Below are 18566 nucleotides of genomic sequence, written 5' to 3'. Positions count from 1 at the left end.
CATAAAATTTATTTACTTCAAACCACCAACCGAGGAGACATCATGAAGAAACGTGAACTAACCAAACTGGCGCTCAAAACCCTGGCCGCCGCGACCTTGCTCACCGGTGCCCTGGGCACCTTTGGCATTGCCAGCGCGCAGACCAAACTCAAATGGGCCCACGTCTACGAGACCTCCGAGCCGTTCCACCGGTGGTCGGTCTGGGCTGGTGACGAGATCAAGAAGCGAACCAATGGCCGATACGAAGTGCAGGTCTTCCCGGCTTCGTCGCTGGGCAAGGAAAGCGACATCAACCAGGGCCTGACCCTGGGCACGGTGGACATCATCCTGAGCGGCTCAAGCTTTGCGGGTAATACCTACAAACCCCTGGCGGTGACTTACTTTCCGTTCATCTTCCGCGACGCCGAGCACCAGCTCAAATATGCCAAGAGCGATGTGTTCAAGGAACTGGCGAGAGACTACGACGCCAAGAGCGGCAACCACATCACGGCGCTCACTTACTATGGCGCGCGCCACGTCACGTCAAACAAGCCGGTGCGCACCCCGGCCGACATGAAGGACCTCAAAATTCGCGTGCCTGACGCCCCGGCTTACCTTGCGTTCCCGAAATCCCTGGGTGCCAACGCCACACCGATTGCCTTTGCCGAGGTCTATCTGGCCCTGCAGAACGGCACTGTGGACGCACAAGAGAACCCGCTGCCCACCATCCTGGCGAAAAAGTTCTTTGAAGTGCAAAAGAACATTTCTCTGACCGGACACATCGTCGACTCACTGCTGACCATTGTGGGGGGGTCACTCTGGAGCAAGCTGTCGGAGGCCGACAAGAAGATCTTCAGCGAAGTGATGCAGGATGCCGCCGAGAAAGCCGGGCGTGAAATCATCGCTTCGGAAACCCGGCTCGCCGAGGAGTTCAAGCAGAAGGGTGTCAACGTGATCACGGTGGATAAAACTGCCTTCCGCGAGGCTGTGCTGAAAAATGCCAAGCCGACCGACTACGGCTACCGCCAAATCGATTACGACCGCATCATCGCCATCAAATAAGCCTGTGCGACAAGCGCGCCATGAACTGGTTGTCCAGCGTATGGCGCGTTTGTCCGGACCCTCTCATAGAACGGATTTTTCATGCCTTCAAGCGACGATAACGAACGCGTGATCAGCGCGGACGGTGAATTTCACGCGCACGACGAACCGGTGGATCTGTCTGACACCACGCTGGAAGGCTGGGTGGCGCTGGGCATCTTCTGGGTTCTGGGCGCGACGGTGTTCTACCAGTTTTTCACGCGTTATGCGCTCAACAATTCGGCGGCCTGGACCGAGGAAATCGCCCGTTTCCTCTTGATTGGCGTGGTCTTCATCGGTGCCTCCATTGGGGTGGCCCGCAACACCCACATTCATGTTGATTTTATTTACCGATTCCTGCCCAAAGTGGTGGGTCGCTGGCTGTCCGTGGCTGTCGATGTTCTGCGCACGCTGTTTTTCGCTGTCGCCGTGGTGCTTACCTGCATGATGATGTACCGGCTTGGCAACAGCACGCGAATGACCATGGTTGACCTGCCGATGAACGTGATCTATGGCGTTTGTCTGCTCGGCTTCATCGCCATGACTTGGCGCTCGATACAAGTGCTGCTCATCCACCGCCGCCGCGGCTACAGCGTGCTGGAGCGGCCAGAAACCACCTTACACGACCGCTGAACGTACCATGCTGAAAATCATTTTCTTATTCCTGATGAGCGGCGGCCTGCCGGTCGCCATTGCGATGGCGGGCTCGGTCATCATCTACGCGCTTTGGACTGGCAGCGTGCCGGCCTTCGTCGTGATTCACCGCATGATCAGCGGCATCGACAGTTTTCCTCTGCTGGCGGTGCCGTTCTTCATTCTGGCGGGCAACCTGATGAACAACGCCGGCATCACCAACCGCATCTTCAGTTTGGCACTGGCGCTGGTGGGCTGGCTCAAGGGTGGCCTGGGTCATGTGAACATCATGGCCTCGGTGATCTTTTCCGGCATGAGCGGCACCGCCATCGCCGATGCTGCCGGTCTCGGCACCATCGAGATCAAGGCCATGAAGGAGCAGGGCTATTCCAGTGAATTCGCCGCCGGCGTGACGGCGGCATCGGCCACGCTGGGGCCCATCATTCCCCCCAGTTTGCCGTTTGTGATTTACGCGATGCTGGCCAATGTGTCGGTGGGCAGCCTGTTTCTGGCGGGTATCGTCCCCGGTCTGCTGCTGGCGCTGATGATGATGGCTGCAGTGAGCTTTTTCGCCTGGCGCAACGGCTGGGGCGGCGACGTCAAGTTCCACGCCGGCCGCTTCGGCAAGGCTATTTCCGAATTTGCCGTTGTCATCGGTTGGCCGATTGCCATCTGGCTGCTGGTTCAGGCCGGTGCCCCGCCCCGCATCACGGTTTTTGCCGGCTTGATTTTGCTGTTCGTGGCCGACCGTATTTTCCGCTTCCATGCCGTATTGCCCATCATGACCCCGGTACTGCTGGTGGGTGGCATGACGACTGGCCTTTTCACGCCTACAGAAGGTGCCATTGCAGCGTGCCTGTGGGCGATGGTGCTGGGTTTCTTCTGGTACCGCACCTTGTCTTTCAAGGTCTTCACCAAGGTGTGTCTTGAGACAGTGGAAACCACGGCCACCGTGCTCTTCATTGTGGCGGCTTCATCCATTTTTGCCTGGATGCTCACAGCCACTGGCGTGACCGCAGCCATTGCAGCGTGGGTGTTGGGCTTCACCCATGAAGCCTGGACATTCTTCTTGCTGGCCAACCTGCTGATGCTGTTTGTCGGCTGCTTTCTGGAACCCACCGCGGCCATCACCATTCTGGTTCCTATCTTGCTGCCCATTGCACAGCAACTCGGCATCGACCCCATCCACTTCGGTTTGGTCATGGTGCTGAACCTGATGATCGGACTGCTGACGCCACCGGTTGGCCTGGTGTTATTCATCATGGCCCGCATCACCGGCATGAGTGTCGAGCGCACGACGGTGGCCATCCTGCCATGGTTCGTGCCGCTGCTCCTCAGCCTGGCCATCATCACCTATTTTCCCGGGCTGTTCATGTGGCTGCCCAGAATGTTTTATTGACACCCACCGTTTACCCTGAACCTGTTGAAGCACGCGCCACAGCTTTGAGTGCGGCTTCGACGAGTCCAGACGAAGCGGACCAGGAGACTTTTTCATGAATCCCACCATCCGACTCCACCCCCAGGACGATGTCCTGATTGCCCGCACCCAATTGGTCAGCGGTACTGTGGCTGAAGGCATCGCCATCAAGGGCCTGATCCCGGCCGGCCACAAAATTGCAGTCCATGCCCTTGCGGCTGGTGCGCCGGTGCGGCGCTACAACCAGGTCATCGGTTTTGCCAGCAAGCCCATTGCTGCGGGTGAACATGTGCACACGCACAACCTGGACATGGGTCCGAACAAGGGCGACTTTGCCCGTGACTATGCCTTTGGCGCTGATGTCAAGCCGGCGCCGCTGCGGCGTGAAGCCACGTTCATGGGCATCAAGCGTGCCGACGGCCGCGTGGCCACGCGCAACTACATTGGTGTTCTGTCCAGCGTGAACTGTTCGGCCACCGCAGCGCGCGCCATTGCCGACCATTTTTCGCGCCAGAACAATCCGGCCGCGCTGGCCGATTTTCCCAATGTCGATGGCGTGGTGGCACTGACCCACGGCACCGGCTGCGGCATGGACAGCGACGGCCTGGGGCTGCAGATTTTGCAGCGCACGCTGACCGGTTACGCCACCCATGCCAATTTCGCCGCCGTGCTCGTGGTGGGCCTGGGCTGCGAGTCCAACCAGATCAATGCCTGGCTGGCCACTGGCCGCCTGCGCGAAGGCGACACCTTGCGCACCTTCAGCATTCAGGACACCGGCGGCACGTCCAAAACGGTCGCCAAAGGCATCGCGCTGATCCAGGACATGCTGCCCCAGGCCAATGCGGTACAGCGCGAACCCTGCAGTGCCGCCCACATCACCATCGGCCTGCAATGCGGCGGCTCCGACGGCTACTCCGGCATCAGCGCCAACCCGGCGCTGGGCGCGGCGGTGGACTTGCTGGTGGCGCACGGCGGCTCGGCCATCCTGAGCGAAACCCCCGAAATTTATGGTGCCGAACACCTGCTGACGCGCCGCGCCGTGACCCGCGACGTGGGTGAGAAACTGATCGAGCGCATCAAGTGGTGGGAGCACTACACCCGCATCAACAGCGGCGAGATGAACAACAACCCGTCGCCGGGCAACAAGGCCGGCGGCTTGACCACCATCCTGGAGAAATCCCTGGGTGCGGTGGCCAAGGGCGGCACCAGCAACCTGCAGGCGGTGTACGAATATGCCGAGCCCGTGACTGCGCATGGCTTTGTCTACATGGACACCCCGGGCTACGACCCGGTCAGCGCAACCGGGCAGGTCGCTGGCGGTGCCAACCTGATTTGTTTTACCACCGGGCGCGGTTCTGCTTACGGCTGCGCGCCGTCACCGTCGCTCAAGTTCTCGACCAACTCGGCGCTGTGGCGCAAGCAGGAAGATGACATTGACCTGAATTGCGGCGAGATCATCGACGGCAGCAGCACCATTGCCGAAATGGGCCAGCGTATTTTTGAACTGGTTTTGGCCACTGCTTCAGGGGTCAAAAGCAAAAGTGAGCGGCATGGCTACGGCCAAAGCGAATTTGTTCCCTGGCAAGTTGGCGCAGTGATGTAAATTGATGAAAAAAATACTTTACGCCCCAGACTTGCAGGCGCAAGTGGCTGCTGTGTTGGTCGGGGCCGGCAGTTCGCCCGAAGAGGCCGCAAGGGTGGCCGCCAATCTGGTGCTGGCCAACTTGAGTGGCCACGATTCGCATGGCGTGGGCATGCTGCCGCGTTATGTGGATGCCGTGCTCGAAGGCGGCCTGCAGCCCAATACCAGCCTGCGGGTGGTGCTGGACACCGGCACACTGCTGACCCTGGACGGTCAGCGCGGCTACGGTCAGATTGTGGGCGAAGAAGCCATGGCGCTCGGCATCAGCCGCGCCCAGGCGCATGGCAGTTGCATCATGACGCTGTCCCATGCGCACCACTTGGGTCGCATCGGACACTTTGCCGAAATGGCGGTCGCTCAAGGTCTGGTTGCGTTGCATTTTGTCAATGTGTTGTCGCGCCCCGTGGTGGCCCCGTTTGGCGGCGCTGACGGGCGCTTTGGCACCAACCCCTGCTGCATTGGTGTGCCTTTGAGAGGGCGCGAACCCTTTGTGCTGGACTTTGCCACCAGCCGCGTGGCGCAGGGAAAGATGCGTGTGGCGCACAACGAAGGCCGGCGCGTCGAGCCTGGCACCCTGATCGACGAACACGGCCATCCCACCACCGACCCTGGCGTGGTGGTGGTGCCCCAGAGCAACGGCTTGTTCGGGGCGCTGATGGCTTTTGGCGAATACAAGGGTTATGGTCTGGCGGTGGCCTGCGAGCTGCTGGGCGGTGCCCTGACCGGCAGCGGCACCTGGCATCAGCCCACCGACCCGGCGGTGCGCGCTGTTTTCAACGGCATGCTGACTATTTTGATCGACCCGGCCAGGCTCGGCACCCAGGCCACTTTTGATCAGGAAGCCCTGGCCTTTACCGATTGGCTCCAAGCCGGGCCGGTGGCACCCGGCTTTGACGCGGTGCAACTGGCCGGCGACCCGGAGCGGAGCTATCGCAAGCAGCGCGAGCAGGAGGGCATCGCGGTGGACGCCCAGACCTGGCAAGAGATTGTTTCCGCCGGCCACAAGGTCGGCGTCACTTTGTCCAATTAAATTCCGGGAGCAAGATATGGCGGGACTTCTGAGCTTGGAGGGCCGCGTGGCCATCGTGACTGGCGGCAACAGCGGCATCGGTCTGGGCATGGCCAAAGGCATGGCGGCGGCCGGTGCCATGATCGTGATTGCCGGACGCAACACCCAAAAGAATGCGGCGGCCGAACAGCTTCTGCAAGACCTTGGCGCGCAGGTGCTGGTGGTGGAAACCGATGTCACGCAGCCCGATGCCTGTCATGCCCTGGTCCAGGCGACGTTGGCGCGCTTCGGGCGGCTCGACATCCTGGTCAACAACGCCGGCACCAACATTCGCAAGCCACCGCAGGACTACAGCCTCGAAGAATGGAAAACCATTCTCGACACCAACCTCACCAGCGCTTTTGTCTGCAGTCAGGCGGCATATCCAGCACTGGTCAAGGCCGGCGGTGGCAAGATCATCAACACGGGTTCAATGACCTCCATCTTTGGTGCGGGCTTCGCCGCACCCTACAGTGCCAGCAAGGGCGCGATCGTGCAGCTCAGCAAGGCGCTCGCTTCGGCCTGGGCCAAGGACAACATCCAGGTCAATGCCATCCTGCCAGGCTGGATAGACACTGACCTCACCCGCCAAGCGCGCAAGGACTTGCCGGGTCTGCATGAACGCGTGCTTGCCCGTACACCGGCGGCGCGTTGGGGCGACCCTGACGACTTTGCCGGCATTGCCATCTTCTTGGCCAGCCGCGCTTCTGATTTTGTGACCGGCACCGCCATTCCGGTGGATGGCGGATATTCCTCCCAAGCCTGACAGATAAAAAAGCGCTGCCCAAGCTTGGGGCAGCGCTTGAACGCCTTATTTGATCAGGGTCGGCATGAGGGTGCGCGGCAACCACAGCAGGGCTTCCGGCACAAGGATCACGAAGACCAGTACCGCCACCATCGGAATGAAGAGTATCAGCGTGTCCCTGACGGCTTCCTTGATCTTGATGCCGCCCACGGTACAGGCAATCATCAGACAAAGCCCGTAGGGTGGTGTGACCAGCCCGTAGGCGATCGAGATGACGCCGATGATGGCGAAGTGAATCGGGTGCATGCCGACATCTGCAGCGAGCGGCGCGAGGATCGTGCCCACGATGATGATCGCCGGAATGGCATCAATGAAGCAGCCAATCACGAGGAAACACAGCGCCGTGAGGAAGCCGACGCTGGTGACGCCGCCACCCCAACCAGACACCATGTCCACGAACAGTTGCGGGATGCGGAAATACGCGAGCAGCCAGCCGAAGGCCGATGCCGTGCCGATGCAAAACAGCGAAATGGCGGCAAAGCGCCCGGAGTCGTACATAGTTTCGCGCAATTGGGTGAGTCCCAGGCGGCGGTAAATGAACACCCCCAGGAACATCGCATACAGCACGGCCACCACGGATGCCTCGGTCGGGGTGAAAAAGCCGCCGACAATGCCACCCACAATGATGCCCGGAGTCAGGATGGGCAGGATCGCACTCACAGCAGCTGAGCGCAGTTCCTTTCCTGTGGGTTTGGGGTACACCGGGTAGTTGCGGCGCTTGGCATAGATGTAGACCACCAGCATGAAGGACAGACCCATCAGCAGTCCGGGCAACACACCCGCCAGAAACAAGCCGCCGATCGAGACCGAAATAACGCCGCCCCAGACCACCATCAGAATGCTGGGCGGAATGATCACACCCATCACCGCCGCGCAGGCAATCAAGGACACGGCGAATGGGGTGTCGTAACCCTGCTTTTTCATGGCCGGAATCAGGACCCCGCCCACACCAGCGGCTTCGGCGGTGCTGGAGCCCGAAATACCGGCGAACAGCATGCTGACCAAGACACTGACATGGCCCAGTCCGCCAGGCAGCCAGCCGACCAGGGCGCGCGACAGATTGATCAGCTTGTCGGTGATGCCGGCGGCATTCATCAGGTTGGCTGCCAGCATGAAAAACGGGATCGACAGCAGCAGAAACGAGTTGTAGGACTTGAGCATTTCGTTGAGCAACAGAAATGGCGTCAGACGGTCATCAATGAAGAACACCGGTATGCAGGCCAGCCCCAGCGCGAAGGCGACCGGCACACGCAAGACGACCATCAGCGCGAAGACGCCAAACAAAATAATTGCAACTTCAGACGGCCCCATGTGCGCTCCCATTTGATTGTTTCAGTAGCTGGATGTCGTCATAAAACTTCTCCAGGCTAAAAATGACCCAGGTCAGTCCCGCGACCGGCCAGGCAATGTGGATGGTGATCATGTTGATACCGGTTAATTCAGAACTTTGGTCGTAGCCAAACTGCGCAAACCGCCAGCCGAAGGCGAGAAAGATCAGCGCCACCAGGAATATCCCGGCGTGCACGACGATGCGGCTCATGGCCACGCCGAAGGGTGTTTTGGGATGCGGCAGCACATCCACGTCAAAGTGTGTGCCGTCGCGCACGGCGACACTGGCGCCAATCATGATGATCCAGACCAAACAGAAGCGCGCCAACTCCTCGGTCCAGATGTAATTGGGAATAAGGTCGGTGAAACGGGCCACGATCTGCATGGTGACCGGCAGGATCAGTATGGCCATCAAAAACGTCAGCAGTCCTTGCAGGCTGCGATAAATCCAGTCGATGAATGTTCGCATCATGTATTCGTGAAGGGGTGGATGATGGACGGCTCAAGCTCGGTGCGACGCAGCAGGCGCTTTTGTCGCACCGCAGAGGCCACTATTTGATCGCGTTGATGCGGGCGTAAATGGCCTCGGCACCAATTTCTTTGGCGTAAGTCGCCAGCACGGGTTCCATGGAAGCCCGCAGCTTGTCGCGTTCGCTGAAAGCCACCTGCTTGAGCTTGCCTTCTTTTTCGAGCTTCTGAAGAATCGCGGTGTCCGAGCTCGACTCGAGTTCACGTTCCCAGTCGCCAGCCTCGGCTGCCGCCTTGCGTATCGCGGCCTGCAGATCAGCTGGCAGCTTGCGCAGGGTCTTGCCGGAGAAGCAAATCGGCCGGATGCTGATGGCGTGTTTGGTCAGCATCAGATTGGGCGCCACTTCGTAGAACTTCATCTGTTCCACCCCGGCAGCTTCGTTGTCTCCGGCCTGGATCACGCCGGTCTGGATGCCGTTGTAGATCTCGCTGTAGGCAATGACGGTGGACGCCATGCCGGCGGCAGAGAAAGTGCGTGTCCAGATCGGCGCACCCTGGACCCGGATCTTGAGGCCTTTCAGATCGGCCATGGTGGGTGTTGGCTTGTTGGCAAAAATATTTCGGGTACCACCACCACCATAACCCAGCAGCAGCACATCGGCCTTCTGGGCGATTTCATCAGCAATGGGCTTGAGGATGTCCTGTGCGATCACCTTGTTCATCTGATCGTGGTCACGAAAGACGAAAGGCGCATCAATGAATGGTGCTGCCTTGGCGAAGGTTGCCATGTGGGCCGGCGAAACAATCGCGTAGTCGACCGAAATGCCCTGGTTCATGTAGGCGAAATAGTCTTTTTCCAGACCGAGCTCGCTGTTCTTGTGCAGCACAAAGTTGACCGGTTTACCGTAGTACTTCTTGACCAGTTCCTCGAACTTCGTCAAGCCCTTGGTAAAGGGGTGGTCGTCGTTGAACTGCGACGCGCCGTGCAGCGTGATCACCTGGGCGCTTGCTGGCAGCGTGAATGCAGTGGCAGCAATGGCAATGGCAATACTGGACAAAAAACTAAGTCGTTTCATTTTGCTCCGCCTTCTAATTTGAGTGGAAAAGAGTGAACTTCAATTGGCCTAGTGGTAAGGCCAATCAATGATGGCACGAACTGGAATATTCAACACCCGAGGAAACCCTATCGGAGCTGAAATTCTGTTGTCAACGGGGAACTATCTTGACGTTGTTGAGTTTTTCCTGTGCCTCAAACAGTGACGCAATCAGCTTGTCGCCATAACCGGCATTGACGGCCTGAACCAGGCTTTGATGCGCGGCTTCTCCCATGAAGCTGGAGACCGGCAGCATTTCGGCCAGGTGGGTGTAATAACGCAAGTCCTTTTGTGCGTTGGCAATGCCAAACTTGAAGCCGGTCAGGTCGCCAGCTTTGAGGGTGTTGGTGGCCATCATCTGGAAAATGCCGCAGTTGACGCCGCCTACTGACACCACGTCATAGAGCCGGTTCAGGTCCAGGCCGCTTTTGGCTGCGACGGCAAAGGCCTCGGCGATCGATGCCGCAAAGCTCATGGCCATCATGTTGTTGACCAGCTTGAGCACATGGCCGTGGCCCGGTGGCCCGACGTGAAAAATGTTTTCGCAAAACGCACGCAGCACCGGCTCCAGGGTTTTGAAGTCTTCGGACTCAGCCCCGACCATGATGTTGAGCCGGCCTTCCTCGGCTTCCTTGGGCGTGCGTGCCAGCGGCGCGTCGATCAGCTTGATGCCTTTGGCTGCCAGGTCAGAGCGAATCTTGGCGCTGGACGCGGGCTCGGCGGTCGAGGTGTCGACCACGATCAAGCCGGCACGACCGCAGTCGAGCAGGCCCTGCTCGCCATACACGATCTGTTCCACCTGAGGTGATCCCGTGACGCAGATGAACACAATGTCAGACGCTTGCGCACAGGCGGCGTTGGTTGTGGCCTCTTGCGCGCCGGCTGCGATCAGATCAGCCAGGTTGTCGCGATTGCGGTTGACCTTGAAGGTCAGTGCAAAACCCTTGGCCAGCAAATTTTTGGCCATGCCGTGGCCCATCATGCCGATACCGATGAATCCGATTTTTGGTGTCATGTTTTGATTACTCCTGGTTGATTTCCACGTTAACCCGTGGTGTTGAGATAGACCGCGTACAAGGAACTCGTCGCACACATGAACAAGCGGTTGCGTTTGGTCCCGCCAAAGCAGACATTGGCGACCACTTCGGGCAAGCGTATCTTGCCCAGCAACCTGCCGTCGGGTGCGTAAGCGTGCACGCCATCGGCCGCGCTGGCCCACAGTCGTCCCTCATGATCCACCCTGAAGCCGTCGAACAATCCGTTGGTGCATTCTGCAAAAACGCTGGAGGCCTCAAGACGACGCCCATCACCACTGACCCGGAGCTGGCGAATGTGACGTGGTCCGTCGGGGTCATGACTGGCGCCGGTATCGGCCACATAGAGGATGGACTCATCCGGAGAAAAAGCCAGGCCATTGGGCTTGACAAAGTCATCGGCAACCAGGTCGACAGCACCCGATGCGGGGTCAATCCGGTAGACATTGCAGGCGCCAATCTCGCTGTCCGAACGCCGGCCCTCGTAGTGGGAAAGAATGCCATAACTCGGATCGGTGAACCAGACCGCGCCGTCAGAATGAACCACCACATCGTTGGGCGAATTCAAGCGCCGACCCTGCCAGCGGTCAGCCAGGACCGTTTGTTCACCGTTGTGTTCCGTGCGCACAACTCGCCGGGTCAGATGTTCGCAGGTGATGAGTCGGCCGTCGCGGTCAACCGTGTTGCCATTGGAATGTTGCGCCGGTTGGCGAAACAGGCTGACGCTACCGTTGAGTTCGTCCAGGCGCAGCATGCGATCGTTCGGGATGTCCGACCAGACCAGCGTGCGGTGCGCGGCAAACCAGGCCGGACCCTCGCACCAGCGCGCCCCGGTCCACAAACGCTCGACGCGCTCGCAGTGCAGCAAGCAGCCGGAAAATTCGGGCTCCAGCACCTCAAAGCCGGTGCCCTCCAGTGTGCCAAATGGGCTCATGTCGTGGGTCTCCTTCAGGGTTGAATTGATCAACGTTTTCCGGGTGAACTGGCAGCCACGATCACCGCAATGATGATGAGCCCGGTCAGCAAGGTACGCAAACCCGGCCCGGCGCCTGCTGCATTGAGCATGGCCACCAGCAGGAACATGAACATGGCGGCCCCCCAGATGCCGGGAACGCTGGGTGCGCCACCACTCACCGCGGTGCCTCCTATGACGACCACGGCAATGGTCAGCAGCAGATACTCCTGCCCCTGGTCGAGCGAATTGCCACCGGCAAATCCGGAAATCAGTGCGCCGGTCAGTCCGGCCAGGCCCGCACAAATCACATAGGCCCAAAATCTGGTGACCTCAACCTTCAGGCCAGCCAGACGGGCGGCCCGATCGTTTTGTCCGACGGCCGCAATAGACCGGCCCAGCACGGTTCTCTCCAGCATCACGGCGATCCCGACGGTCACCACCAGGGCCACCATGGCGAGCAGCGGAACGCCGAGCAGCCGCATGGCCATGAAATCGGAAAACAGGGGAGGGGGCTTGATTTTCAATCCCCGGCCAATATTGATGGCGACCGACATCACGATCAGCGACCCGGCAAGCGTCGCAATGATCGGCGGGATATTCAGCACACGGATCAATCCAAAATTGAAAGCCCCCACCGTTGCACCCACCAGTACCGCAGCCAGAATACCCGGCACGATCATCGTGTTGTCGCCATTCATCACGATCATCGCCACCGCCCCTGACAAGGCGATGGATGACGGGATGGAGAGGTCGGCGTTGCCCGGGCCCACACTGATCACCAGCATCTGCCCCAAAGAAACCAGCACGGTAAACGCGGAAAAAGTCAGTGCCGCCGTCAGCAGGTCACCCGAGCCCTGGCCCTGGCCTGCGAACACGGTGGCAGCCCAAGCCAGCACGGCGGCCACACAGGAGCCGAGCCAGGGACGACCCGCGCCCCAGCGCTGCAAGCTGGTGACGCCAGGAAGAGATTTTGTCAGTGTACTCAAGCGATGCGCTCCAGTCGGTCAATCGCGGCACGCAAGCCGAGCACCACGATGAGAATCAATCCCTGCATGCCAACCTGCCAGTCCGGCGCGATATCCAGGAAAGTCAGAAAGGAGGCGGCCAGCGTCATCGTCAATGCGCCAATCACCGCACCCACCGGAGAAACATAGCCGCCGACAAATTTTCCGCCCCCCAGGATCACGGCAGCAATGGACACCAGCGTGTAACGGGATGCAATGTTCGGATCGGCCGAGGTGGTTTGTCCCACCAGCATCAATCCGGCAATCACGCCGAACACCCCGGCCAAGGCATAAACACCGGCCCGCACCCGAACCAGCGACCAGCCGACACGCGCCACCGCTGCCGGGTTACCCCCCAATCCGCGCACTAGGGTGCCGAATGCACTGCGCGTGATCAGGACGTGTCCCAGCACGGCGGCGACCAGCGCCATCCAGATCGGCATGGGCAGCCATGGTGTGCGGTAAGCCATCGCGCTGCTCAGCCATTCCGGTGCCAGTCCGCCCGGCGTTGGCAGTAAAAGTACGGCACAACCGAGCCAGACAAAGGACAGGCCCAGCGTGACGACGATGGACGGCAGGCGGCGCGACTCGATCACAGCGCCGGCCAGGGCGTAAGCGGCAACGGCTGCGGCGAGTGCAAGCAGGGCCCAAGCAGGCTGCGCCGGCAACAAGGTCGCGCCGATGCAGGCGACCAGCGAGACGAATGGACCAATGGACAGGTCCAGATCACTGACCGCCAGGATCATCATTTGGGCCAGGGTGGCAAACATCAGGGGAATGGCGAGATCGAGCAGCAGGTTGATGCCAAAGTAGGACATCGCGCGCGGCTGCCGCCAGAATACGGCCGCCAGCAGCAAGGTCAACGCGATCGCAGGCAACAGGGTATCCAGCATGCGCACCCCTCGCTTCGCAAGAACAGGGTTCATGCAGCCATCTCCTCGAAAGACATGTTCAGAACCCGTTCTTCGTTCAGTTCGGCCCGTGACAGCTCACCCACCACTTCGCCATTGTTGAAGACATAGACCCGGTCGCAGTGGAACAACTCATCGAATTCGGTGGTGTACCAGATAAAGGTCCGGCCCTGTCGGGCCGCATCGGCAATCAGGACATAGACATCGTGCTTGGTGCCCACATCGACGCCACGCATCGGGTCGTCCATCAGGATGATGGGTGCGGTCGACCCCAGCGCTCTGGCAAACAGCACCTTTTGCTGATTGCCGCCGGACAGGGAAAAGATCGACAGATCAAGATTCGGCGTCACCAGACCCAGGCGCTGGCGCCATTGCTCGGCATGATCACGCTCTTTCTTCAGGTCAATCAGCGGACCGCGCCGGAACTGTGACAGGCAGCTCACGCTCATGTTGCGTGCGATCGACCATAAGCCAAATACCCCATCGGTCTGCCGGTCTCCGGCGACAAACGACGTGGCACCGTCTATCCACACAGTGGCATCAGCCGCACCGGTAGACACAGCTTGTAAACGCAACAGCAGGTCGGTTTGACCATGACCAGCCAAACCGGCCAGACCGATCACTTCACCCGCACCTGCTTTGATCTCCATGCGCGTTCGCTTGGAGGCTGAAACTTTGACGACCATCGTCGCATTCTGCGGCCTGACTGTCGACGAAGTTTCATCGGCAACGCTGGTCGCCTGCTCGTCCTGCCCCATGACGGCGACCAGCCGGTCACGACTGGTCTGCTCGGTGGGCACGGACTCGACCACCTGACCGTCACGCATGACCACCACACGGTCTGCCACATTGAAAATTTCACGCAGTTTGTGGGAGATCAGAATGCAGCTTTTTCCACCTGCCACGAACTCACGGATATAGGCCAGCAGCTGGTTTGCCGCATGGCTGTCCAGCGAAGAGGTGGGCTCGTCCAGAATCATCAGTTCCAAAGGAAGTGCCCCCGGGGTGAATGCACGGGCAATTTCGACCAACTGACGCTTGCCGATGGACAGATCAGCCACCACCTGATCCGCATGCAAGCCATGGCCGGGAAAGATACGGTCCAACGAGGCCACCAATTGGGAACCGGCATTGACACGCCAGTTCCAGCCTTTGAGCTTCGGCTGGGCAATACGCATGTTCTCGGCCAGCGAGAGATTGGCGCAAAGGGAAAGCTCCTGGTAAACGGAGCGAACCCCCAGGCGTTGCGCCTCGCGCACACTCCAGTCGGAGCGCCCGGCTCTGCCGGTGAAATGCAGTTCCCCGCGATCAGGCGTCAGAGTGCCTGACAGCACATTCATCAGGGTGGATTTGCCTGCCCCGTTGTGCCCGACCAAGCCAATACATTCACCGCGCCTGATCTGGAAATCCACGCCGCGAAGCGCCTGCACGGCACCAAATGCTTTGGCGGCATCCCTGACATCAAACAGGATTTCAGAAGTTGAATTTGTCACTGTGTTTCTCTTGTCAGAAATGCCGACAAAAACTCACTTCAGCTTGGCCAGGAAATTCATCACTTCTTTTTGCGAATACTCAACGTTCACCACGCCACCCGCTTCGGTATTTTTCAGCGACTCATCCAGCGTCTGCTGGGTCACCACACTCAAGGGCAGCTTCATGTCCTTGGGGACTTTGGCGCCTGCCAGGATCTGCTGGGCAACCCAGAAGGCAAATGTTGAGGCTCCTGGCGCAATGCTGGCCGACATGGTCTGGTACTTGCTCGCGTCCCGCTGCTCTTTCCACCAGGTCAATTCATCATGGCGATTGCCGAGAAAGATGACCGGGGTGGGCCGTCCTGCCGCCTTGAACGCTTGTGCGACCCCATAGCCGTCACCCCCTTGGGTGGCCACCGCCGTGACGGCGGGCAGGGTCGAAAGAATAGCCGAAACCTCCTTTTGCGCGACCGTCTGGGTCCAGTTGCCATGAGCCGAACCGACGATTTTGAATTCAGGGTGCTTTTTCACGCCCTCGGTAATACCTTGATGAATTTCATCATCGACAAACACGCCCGCCAGACCACGCACCTCCAGCAGGTTGCCCTTGAGACCGCGGCTTGCAAAGTAGTCGATCTGCATCTCTCCGAGCTTCTTGAAATCCACCGCGATGCGATAAGCGCAGGGTTCGGTGACGATGCCGTCAAATGACACCACCACAATGCCCGCATCACAGGCCTTTTTTACCGCGCCATTGAGCGCTGTCGGGGAAGCCGCATTGACGACGATGGCGTCGTAGCCCTGCAAAATCATGTTCTGAATTTGTGCGGCTTGTTCCGTCGCCTGGTTCTCGGCGGTTGTGAAGCTCGGTGCCTGCGCGACGATGCGTTTGGCTACAGCGTCCTTGGTGATTTTGTCCCAGCTCTTGAGCATGGTCTGGCGCCAGGAGTTGCCAGCGAAGTTGTTCGACAGTGCGATTTTCTTGGTCGCAGTGTCGGCCGCAATGGCTGCTGTCGGTGCTTGGGCAGCGAGAACGAGAAAGCAGCTGACAGCCACTGTACGAAGTGTAAATTGACGATTTTTCATGTAGTCTCCTCATCCTGAATCCGTTTGCCCGGCCTCAGGTATTTTTTCAAAAAAGCCAGTCCGACAACCAAACGACCGCGTCGGTCATCAGTGGTACAGCGTTGGCACAAGCGCGTACCCAGGCAAACGAATGTCAACACTTCAACGATCGACGGCACTGGGTTTTCCATGAAAAACAAAGACCGGCAGACATACATCGTATTGAAATATCATCATACCAATGACAGCTTTGGTTTGAACACTGGGAGAAACCCTGTGTCTGCCGCGTCCTTCGCGCCTATGAGGTAACCGTTTTAATTCGGCACAGAAATCCGCACCGTGGCATCCGCACGCTTGTGCAGATCGGGCAGCAGCTCCAGGCCCAGTCCGGGCTTGTTGTTGAGGCTGATCATGCCCTTGCTGACGGTGGGTAACTCGGTAACCAGTTCCTTGTACCAGCCGCTGTAGAAAGCGCGCACGCTTTCCTGGATCAGCGCGTTGGGCGCATGCAGCGACAGATGGGTGGACGCGGCCCACACCACCGGCCCGGTGCAGTCGTGCGGCGCCACCGGCAGCTGCCAGGCGTCCGCCATGGCGGCGATCTTGCGGGCCTCGGTCAGGCCACCGCACCAGCTCAAATCGAGCATGGCCACGCCCGCCACACCGGTCTGCAGGTAGTCCTTGAAACCCCATTTGTAGCTCAACGTTTCACTGGCGCAGATCAGCGCCTCGCAGTCCTTGGCATACTGTTTGAGCAGGTCGAGGCTGTCCATGCGGATGGCGTCTTCGTGCCAGAAGGTATTGAAGGGCTTGAGCGCGCGCGCAATTTTTTGCGCCATGGGCAGGCGCCACAGGCTGTGAAACTCGACCATGATGTCCATCTTGTCGCCGACCGCATCGCGGATCTTGCGAAAGGGTTCCAGCGCGGTATTCAGATCTTCGTTGCTGATGTACTGGCCGTCGCTCTTCTCAGCTGCCGGGTCAAACGGCCAGATTTTCATGCCCGTGATGCCCTCGCTCAGCAGGGACTCGGCGACCTCGTCGGCCCGGTGCAGGAAACCTTCCAGGTCTTCGTAAGGTCCCGCATGCTGCCCCAGACCCCAGTTGGCCGTGCTCTGGTTGACGGTGTTGCGCACATACTGGTAGCCGGCGCAGGTGTTGTAAATGCGGATGGCGTCGCGGCTTTTGCCACCCAGTGCCGTGTGCACCGGCATGTTGGCGGCCTTGCCAAAAATGTCCCACAGGGCAATGTCGACGGCCGAGTTGCCGCGCGTCTCGACACCCGAGCCGCGCCAGCCCAGGTAACCGGTGATATCCTTGTTGCGCGCCTCGATGGCCAACGGGTCCTTGCCCAGCAGCTTGGGGCCGACCCATTCGTGGATGTAGGCCTCCACAGCCTGCGCCCCCATGAAGGTTTCACCCAGTCCCACCAGGCCTTCGTCGGTGTGGATGCGCACCCAGATGATGTTGGGAAACTCGCCCAGCCGAATGGTTTCAACTTCTGTGATCTTCAATGTGGGCTCCAGAAAAAAAGGCCGCAAAGGCGCACCCTTGCGGCCTTTTGCCAGCTGACTTAGTTGCCGCGAACTTTCTTCAGTTCGCCAAATACGACATCGATCGCTTCAGCGCCAATGCTGGCCGTGTGTTTCTCGTACACCGGCTTGACCTTCTCGAACATGCGGCGTTGCTCAGCCGCAGTGATCTCGTTGACCTGCATGCCCTTGGCCTTGAGTCCAGCCAACGCCTTGTCGCTCTGGGCACGGATGGTGGCGCGCTGCACTTTCTGACCTTCGATGGCAGCCTCACGCAACACCGCCTGCTCCTGCGGATTGAGCTGGTCCCACAACTTCTTGCTGTAGAGAATCAGGAACGGTGTGTAGGCGTGGCGTGTCACGCTCAGGTACTTTTGCACTTCGTAAAACTTGGAGGTGTCGATGGTCACGAACGGGTTTTCCTGACCGTCGATGGTCTTGGTTTCCAGTGCCGTGAACACCTCGCCAAAAGCCATCGGCACCGCGTTGGTGCCCAGCGTCTTGAAGGTGTCGAGGAAGATGTTGTTCTGCATCACACGCACCTTGACGCCGTCAAAGTCTTCGACCTTGGCCACGGGGCGCTTGCTGTTGGTCAGGTTGCGAAAACCGTTTTCCCAGTAGGCCAGGTTGACCAGGCCGGCGGCTTCGAGCTTCTTGTTGAAGTACTGGCCAGCTGGGCCGTCGAGTACGGCGTCAGCCTCTTTTTCATTGGCAAACAGGAAGGGCAGGTCGAACACGCCGAGTTCCTTGATGATGCCGACCAGCGGCGAACTGGAGGTGCAGACCATTTCCTGGGTGCCGGCACGCAGTGCCTGGGTGGCGGGCAGGTCGCCACCGGCTGCGCCGCCCCAGAAGGCGTTGATCTTGATCTTGCCACCGGTCTTTGCGTTGAGCACCTCCTGCATTTTCTTGACACCGGCGCCCACCGGGTGATCTTCGTTGACGCCATTGGTGAGTTTGATGGTTCGTTCGGTGAATTGCGCGAAAGCCGAGGTGGCTATCAGCAAGGCGGCACCGGCGATGGCCGAAGCGATGGTTCTGCGTTTAAACATGGTTGTCTCCTTTTATATGAACGACAGGGGTTGGGGAAAAAGTTGT

17 protein-coding genes are annotated in these 18566 nt (G+C 59.5%); 6 read left to right on the top strand and 11 right to left on the bottom strand.

Annotation, left to right across the window (positions count from 1 at the left end):
• The first annotated feature begins 42 nt into the window (after positions 1–42).
• The 6 genes from Q7U49_RS05730 to Q7U49_RS05705 all read left to right on the top strand — a co-directional run bounded on the left by Q7U49_RS05730 (position 43) and on the right by Q7U49_RS05705 (position 6565).
• Positions 43–1041: a sialic acid TRAP transporter substrate-binding protein SiaP gene (locus tag Q7U49_RS05730; protein ID WP_304763035.1), complete on the top strand. Its 999-nt coding sequence runs from the start codon at positions 43–45 to the stop codon at positions 1039–1041.
• Positions 1042–1122: 81 nt separating this feature from the next.
• Complete coding sequence (locus tag Q7U49_RS05725) at positions 1123–1692, top strand: TRAP transporter small permease (protein ID WP_304763032.1); 570 nt, start codon at positions 1123–1125, stop codon at positions 1690–1692.
• A 7-nt stretch (positions 1693–1699) separates the two neighbouring features.
• Positions 1700–3091, top strand: a complete 1392-nt coding sequence (locus Q7U49_RS05720; RefSeq protein ID WP_304763029.1) for a TRAP transporter large permease — start codon at positions 1700–1702, stop codon at positions 3089–3091.
• A gap of 94 nt (positions 3092–3185) precedes the next feature.
• The gene (locus tag Q7U49_RS05715) at positions 3186–4712 is read left to right on the top strand and encodes a UxaA family hydrolase (RefSeq protein WP_304763027.1); all 1527 of its coding nucleotides are present in this window, start codon (positions 3186–3188) and stop codon (positions 4710–4712) included.
• A gap of 4 nt (positions 4713–4716) precedes the next feature.
• On the top strand, positions 4717–5781 hold the full coding sequence (locus tag Q7U49_RS05710) for a malate/lactate/ureidoglycolate dehydrogenase (RefSeq protein ID WP_304763024.1): 1065 nt from the start codon (positions 4717–4719) through the stop codon (positions 5779–5781).
• A gap of 16 nt (positions 5782–5797) precedes the next feature.
• Positions 5798–6565, top strand: coding sequence for an SDR family NAD(P)-dependent oxidoreductase (locus Q7U49_RS05705; protein ID WP_304763022.1), 768 nt, complete (start codon positions 5798–5800; stop codon positions 6563–6565).
• A gap of 45 nt (positions 6566–6610) precedes the next feature.
• Here Q7U49_RS05705 and Q7U49_RS05700 read toward each other — a convergent pair whose 3' ends face one another.
• The 11 genes from Q7U49_RS05700 to Q7U49_RS05650 form a co-directional block, all read right to left on the bottom strand.
• On the bottom strand, positions 6611–7915 hold the full coding sequence (locus Q7U49_RS05700) for a TRAP transporter large permease (RefSeq protein ID WP_304763019.1): 1305 nt from the start codon (positions 7913–7915) through the stop codon (positions 6611–6613).
• A complete protein-coding gene (locus Q7U49_RS05695; RefSeq protein WP_304763017.1) occupies positions 7902–8402 on the bottom strand; it encodes a TRAP transporter small permease in 501 nt (166 codons plus the stop codon). The genes Q7U49_RS05700 and Q7U49_RS05695 overlap by 14 nt, the downstream gene beginning before the upstream one ends.
• A gap of 82 nt (positions 8403–8484) precedes the next feature.
• Positions 8485–9477 (bottom strand): TRAP transporter substrate-binding protein, encoded by a 993-nt coding sequence (locus tag Q7U49_RS05690; protein WP_304763015.1) that lies wholly within the window; start codon positions 9475–9477, stop codon positions 8485–8487.
• 130 nt (positions 9478–9607) lie between these two features.
• Positions 9608–10510 (bottom strand): NAD(P)-dependent oxidoreductase, encoded by a 903-nt coding sequence (locus Q7U49_RS05685; RefSeq protein ID WP_304763013.1) that lies wholly within the window; start codon positions 10508–10510, stop codon positions 9608–9610.
• Between the two features lie 29 nt (positions 10511–10539).
• Positions 10540–11463 carry an SMP-30/gluconolactonase/LRE family protein gene (locus Q7U49_RS05680; RefSeq protein WP_304763011.1) on the bottom strand — a complete coding sequence of 308 codons (924 nt, stop codon included), beginning with the start codon at positions 11461–11463 and terminating at the stop codon, positions 10540–10542.
• Positions 11464–11492: 29 nt separating this feature from the next.
• A complete protein-coding gene (locus Q7U49_RS05675; protein ID WP_304763008.1) occupies positions 11493–12470 on the bottom strand; it encodes an ABC transporter permease in 978 nt (325 codons plus the stop codon).
• A complete protein-coding gene (locus Q7U49_RS05670; protein WP_304763006.1) occupies positions 12467–13414 on the bottom strand; it encodes an ABC transporter permease in 948 nt (315 codons plus the stop codon). Before Q7U49_RS05670 ends, Q7U49_RS05675 begins: the two co-directional genes overlap by 4 nt.
• Positions 13411–14892 (bottom strand): sugar ABC transporter ATP-binding protein, encoded by a 1482-nt coding sequence (locus tag Q7U49_RS05665; protein WP_304763004.1) that lies wholly within the window; start codon positions 14890–14892, stop codon positions 13411–13413. The genes Q7U49_RS05670 and Q7U49_RS05665 overlap by 4 nt, the downstream gene beginning before the upstream one ends.
• Positions 14893–14925: 33 nt before the next feature.
• Positions 14926–15957 carry an ABC transporter substrate-binding protein gene (locus tag Q7U49_RS05660; RefSeq protein ID WP_304763002.1) on the bottom strand — a complete coding sequence of 344 codons (1032 nt, stop codon included), beginning with the start codon at positions 15955–15957 and terminating at the stop codon, positions 14926–14928.
• A gap of 293 nt (positions 15958–16250) precedes the next feature.
• Positions 16251–17450, bottom strand: coding sequence for a mandelate racemase/muconate lactonizing enzyme family protein (locus tag Q7U49_RS05655; RefSeq protein WP_304763001.1), 1200 nt, complete (start codon positions 17448–17450; stop codon positions 16251–16253).
• Between the two features lie 59 nt (positions 17451–17509).
• Complete coding sequence (locus Q7U49_RS05650) at positions 17510–18520, bottom strand: TRAP transporter substrate-binding protein (protein ID WP_304762999.1); 1011 nt, start codon at positions 18518–18520, stop codon at positions 17510–17512.
• Positions 18521–18566: the final 46 nt, after the last annotated feature.

The sequence above is a fragment of the Rhodoferax sp. genome, from assembly GCF_030653815.1.
GTDB lineage: Bacteria > Pseudomonadota > Gammaproteobacteria > Burkholderiales > Burkholderiaceae_C > Rhodoferax.
Note: the sequence above shows the minus strand (reverse complement) of the source record. Positions and strands in the feature narration are given on the sequence as shown.

Bases quoted from the DNA above. Each gene is read 5' to 3' on its own strand.
- Q7U49_RS05710 (WP_304763024.1), top strand. From the start codon at position 4,717: ATGAAAAAAATACTTTACGCCCCAGACTTGCAGGCGCAAGTGGCTGCT.
- Q7U49_RS05720 (WP_304763029.1), top strand. From the start codon at position 1,700: ATGCTGAAAATCATTTTCTTATTCCTGATGAGCGGCGGCCTGCCGGTC.
- Q7U49_RS05685 (WP_304763013.1), bottom strand. From the start codon at position 10,510: ATGACACCAAAAATCGGATTCATCGGTATCGGCATGATGGGCCACGGC.
- Q7U49_RS05730 (WP_304763035.1), top strand. From the start codon at position 43: ATGAAGAAACGTGAACTAACCAAACTGGCGCTCAAAACCCTGGCCGCC.
- Q7U49_RS05695 (WP_304763017.1), bottom strand. From the start codon at position 8,402: ATGCGAACATTCATCGACTGGATTTATCGCAGCCTGCAAGGACTGCTG.
- Q7U49_RS05670 (WP_304763006.1), bottom strand. From the start codon at position 13,414: ATGAACCCTGTTCTTGCGAAGCGAGGGGTGCGCATGCTGGATACCCTG.
- Q7U49_RS05650 (WP_304762999.1), bottom strand. From the start codon at position 18,520: ATGTTTAAACGCAGAACCATCGCTTCGGCCATCGCCGGTGCCGCCTTG.
- Q7U49_RS05680 (WP_304763011.1), bottom strand. From the start codon at position 11,463: ATGAGCCCATTTGGCACACTGGAGGGCACCGGCTTTGAGGTGCTGGAG.
- Q7U49_RS05660 (WP_304763002.1), bottom strand. From the start codon at position 15,957: ATGAAAAATCGTCAATTTACACTTCGTACAGTGGCTGTCAGCTGCTTT.
- Q7U49_RS05700 (WP_304763019.1), bottom strand. From the start codon at position 7,915: ATGGGGCCGTCTGAAGTTGCAATTATTTTGTTTGGCGTCTTCGCGCTG.
- Q7U49_RS05725 (WP_304763032.1), top strand. From the start codon at position 1,123: ATGCCTTCAAGCGACGATAACGAACGCGTGATCAGCGCGGACGGTGAA.
- Q7U49_RS05705 (WP_304763022.1), top strand. From the start codon at position 5,798: ATGGCGGGACTTCTGAGCTTGGAGGGCCGCGTGGCCATCGTGACTGGC.
- Q7U49_RS05690 (WP_304763015.1), bottom strand. From the start codon at position 9,477: ATGAAACGACTTAGTTTTTTGTCCAGTATTGCCATTGCCATTGCTGCC.
- Q7U49_RS05715 (WP_304763027.1), top strand. From the start codon at position 3,186: ATGAATCCCACCATCCGACTCCACCCCCAGGACGATGTCCTGATTGCC.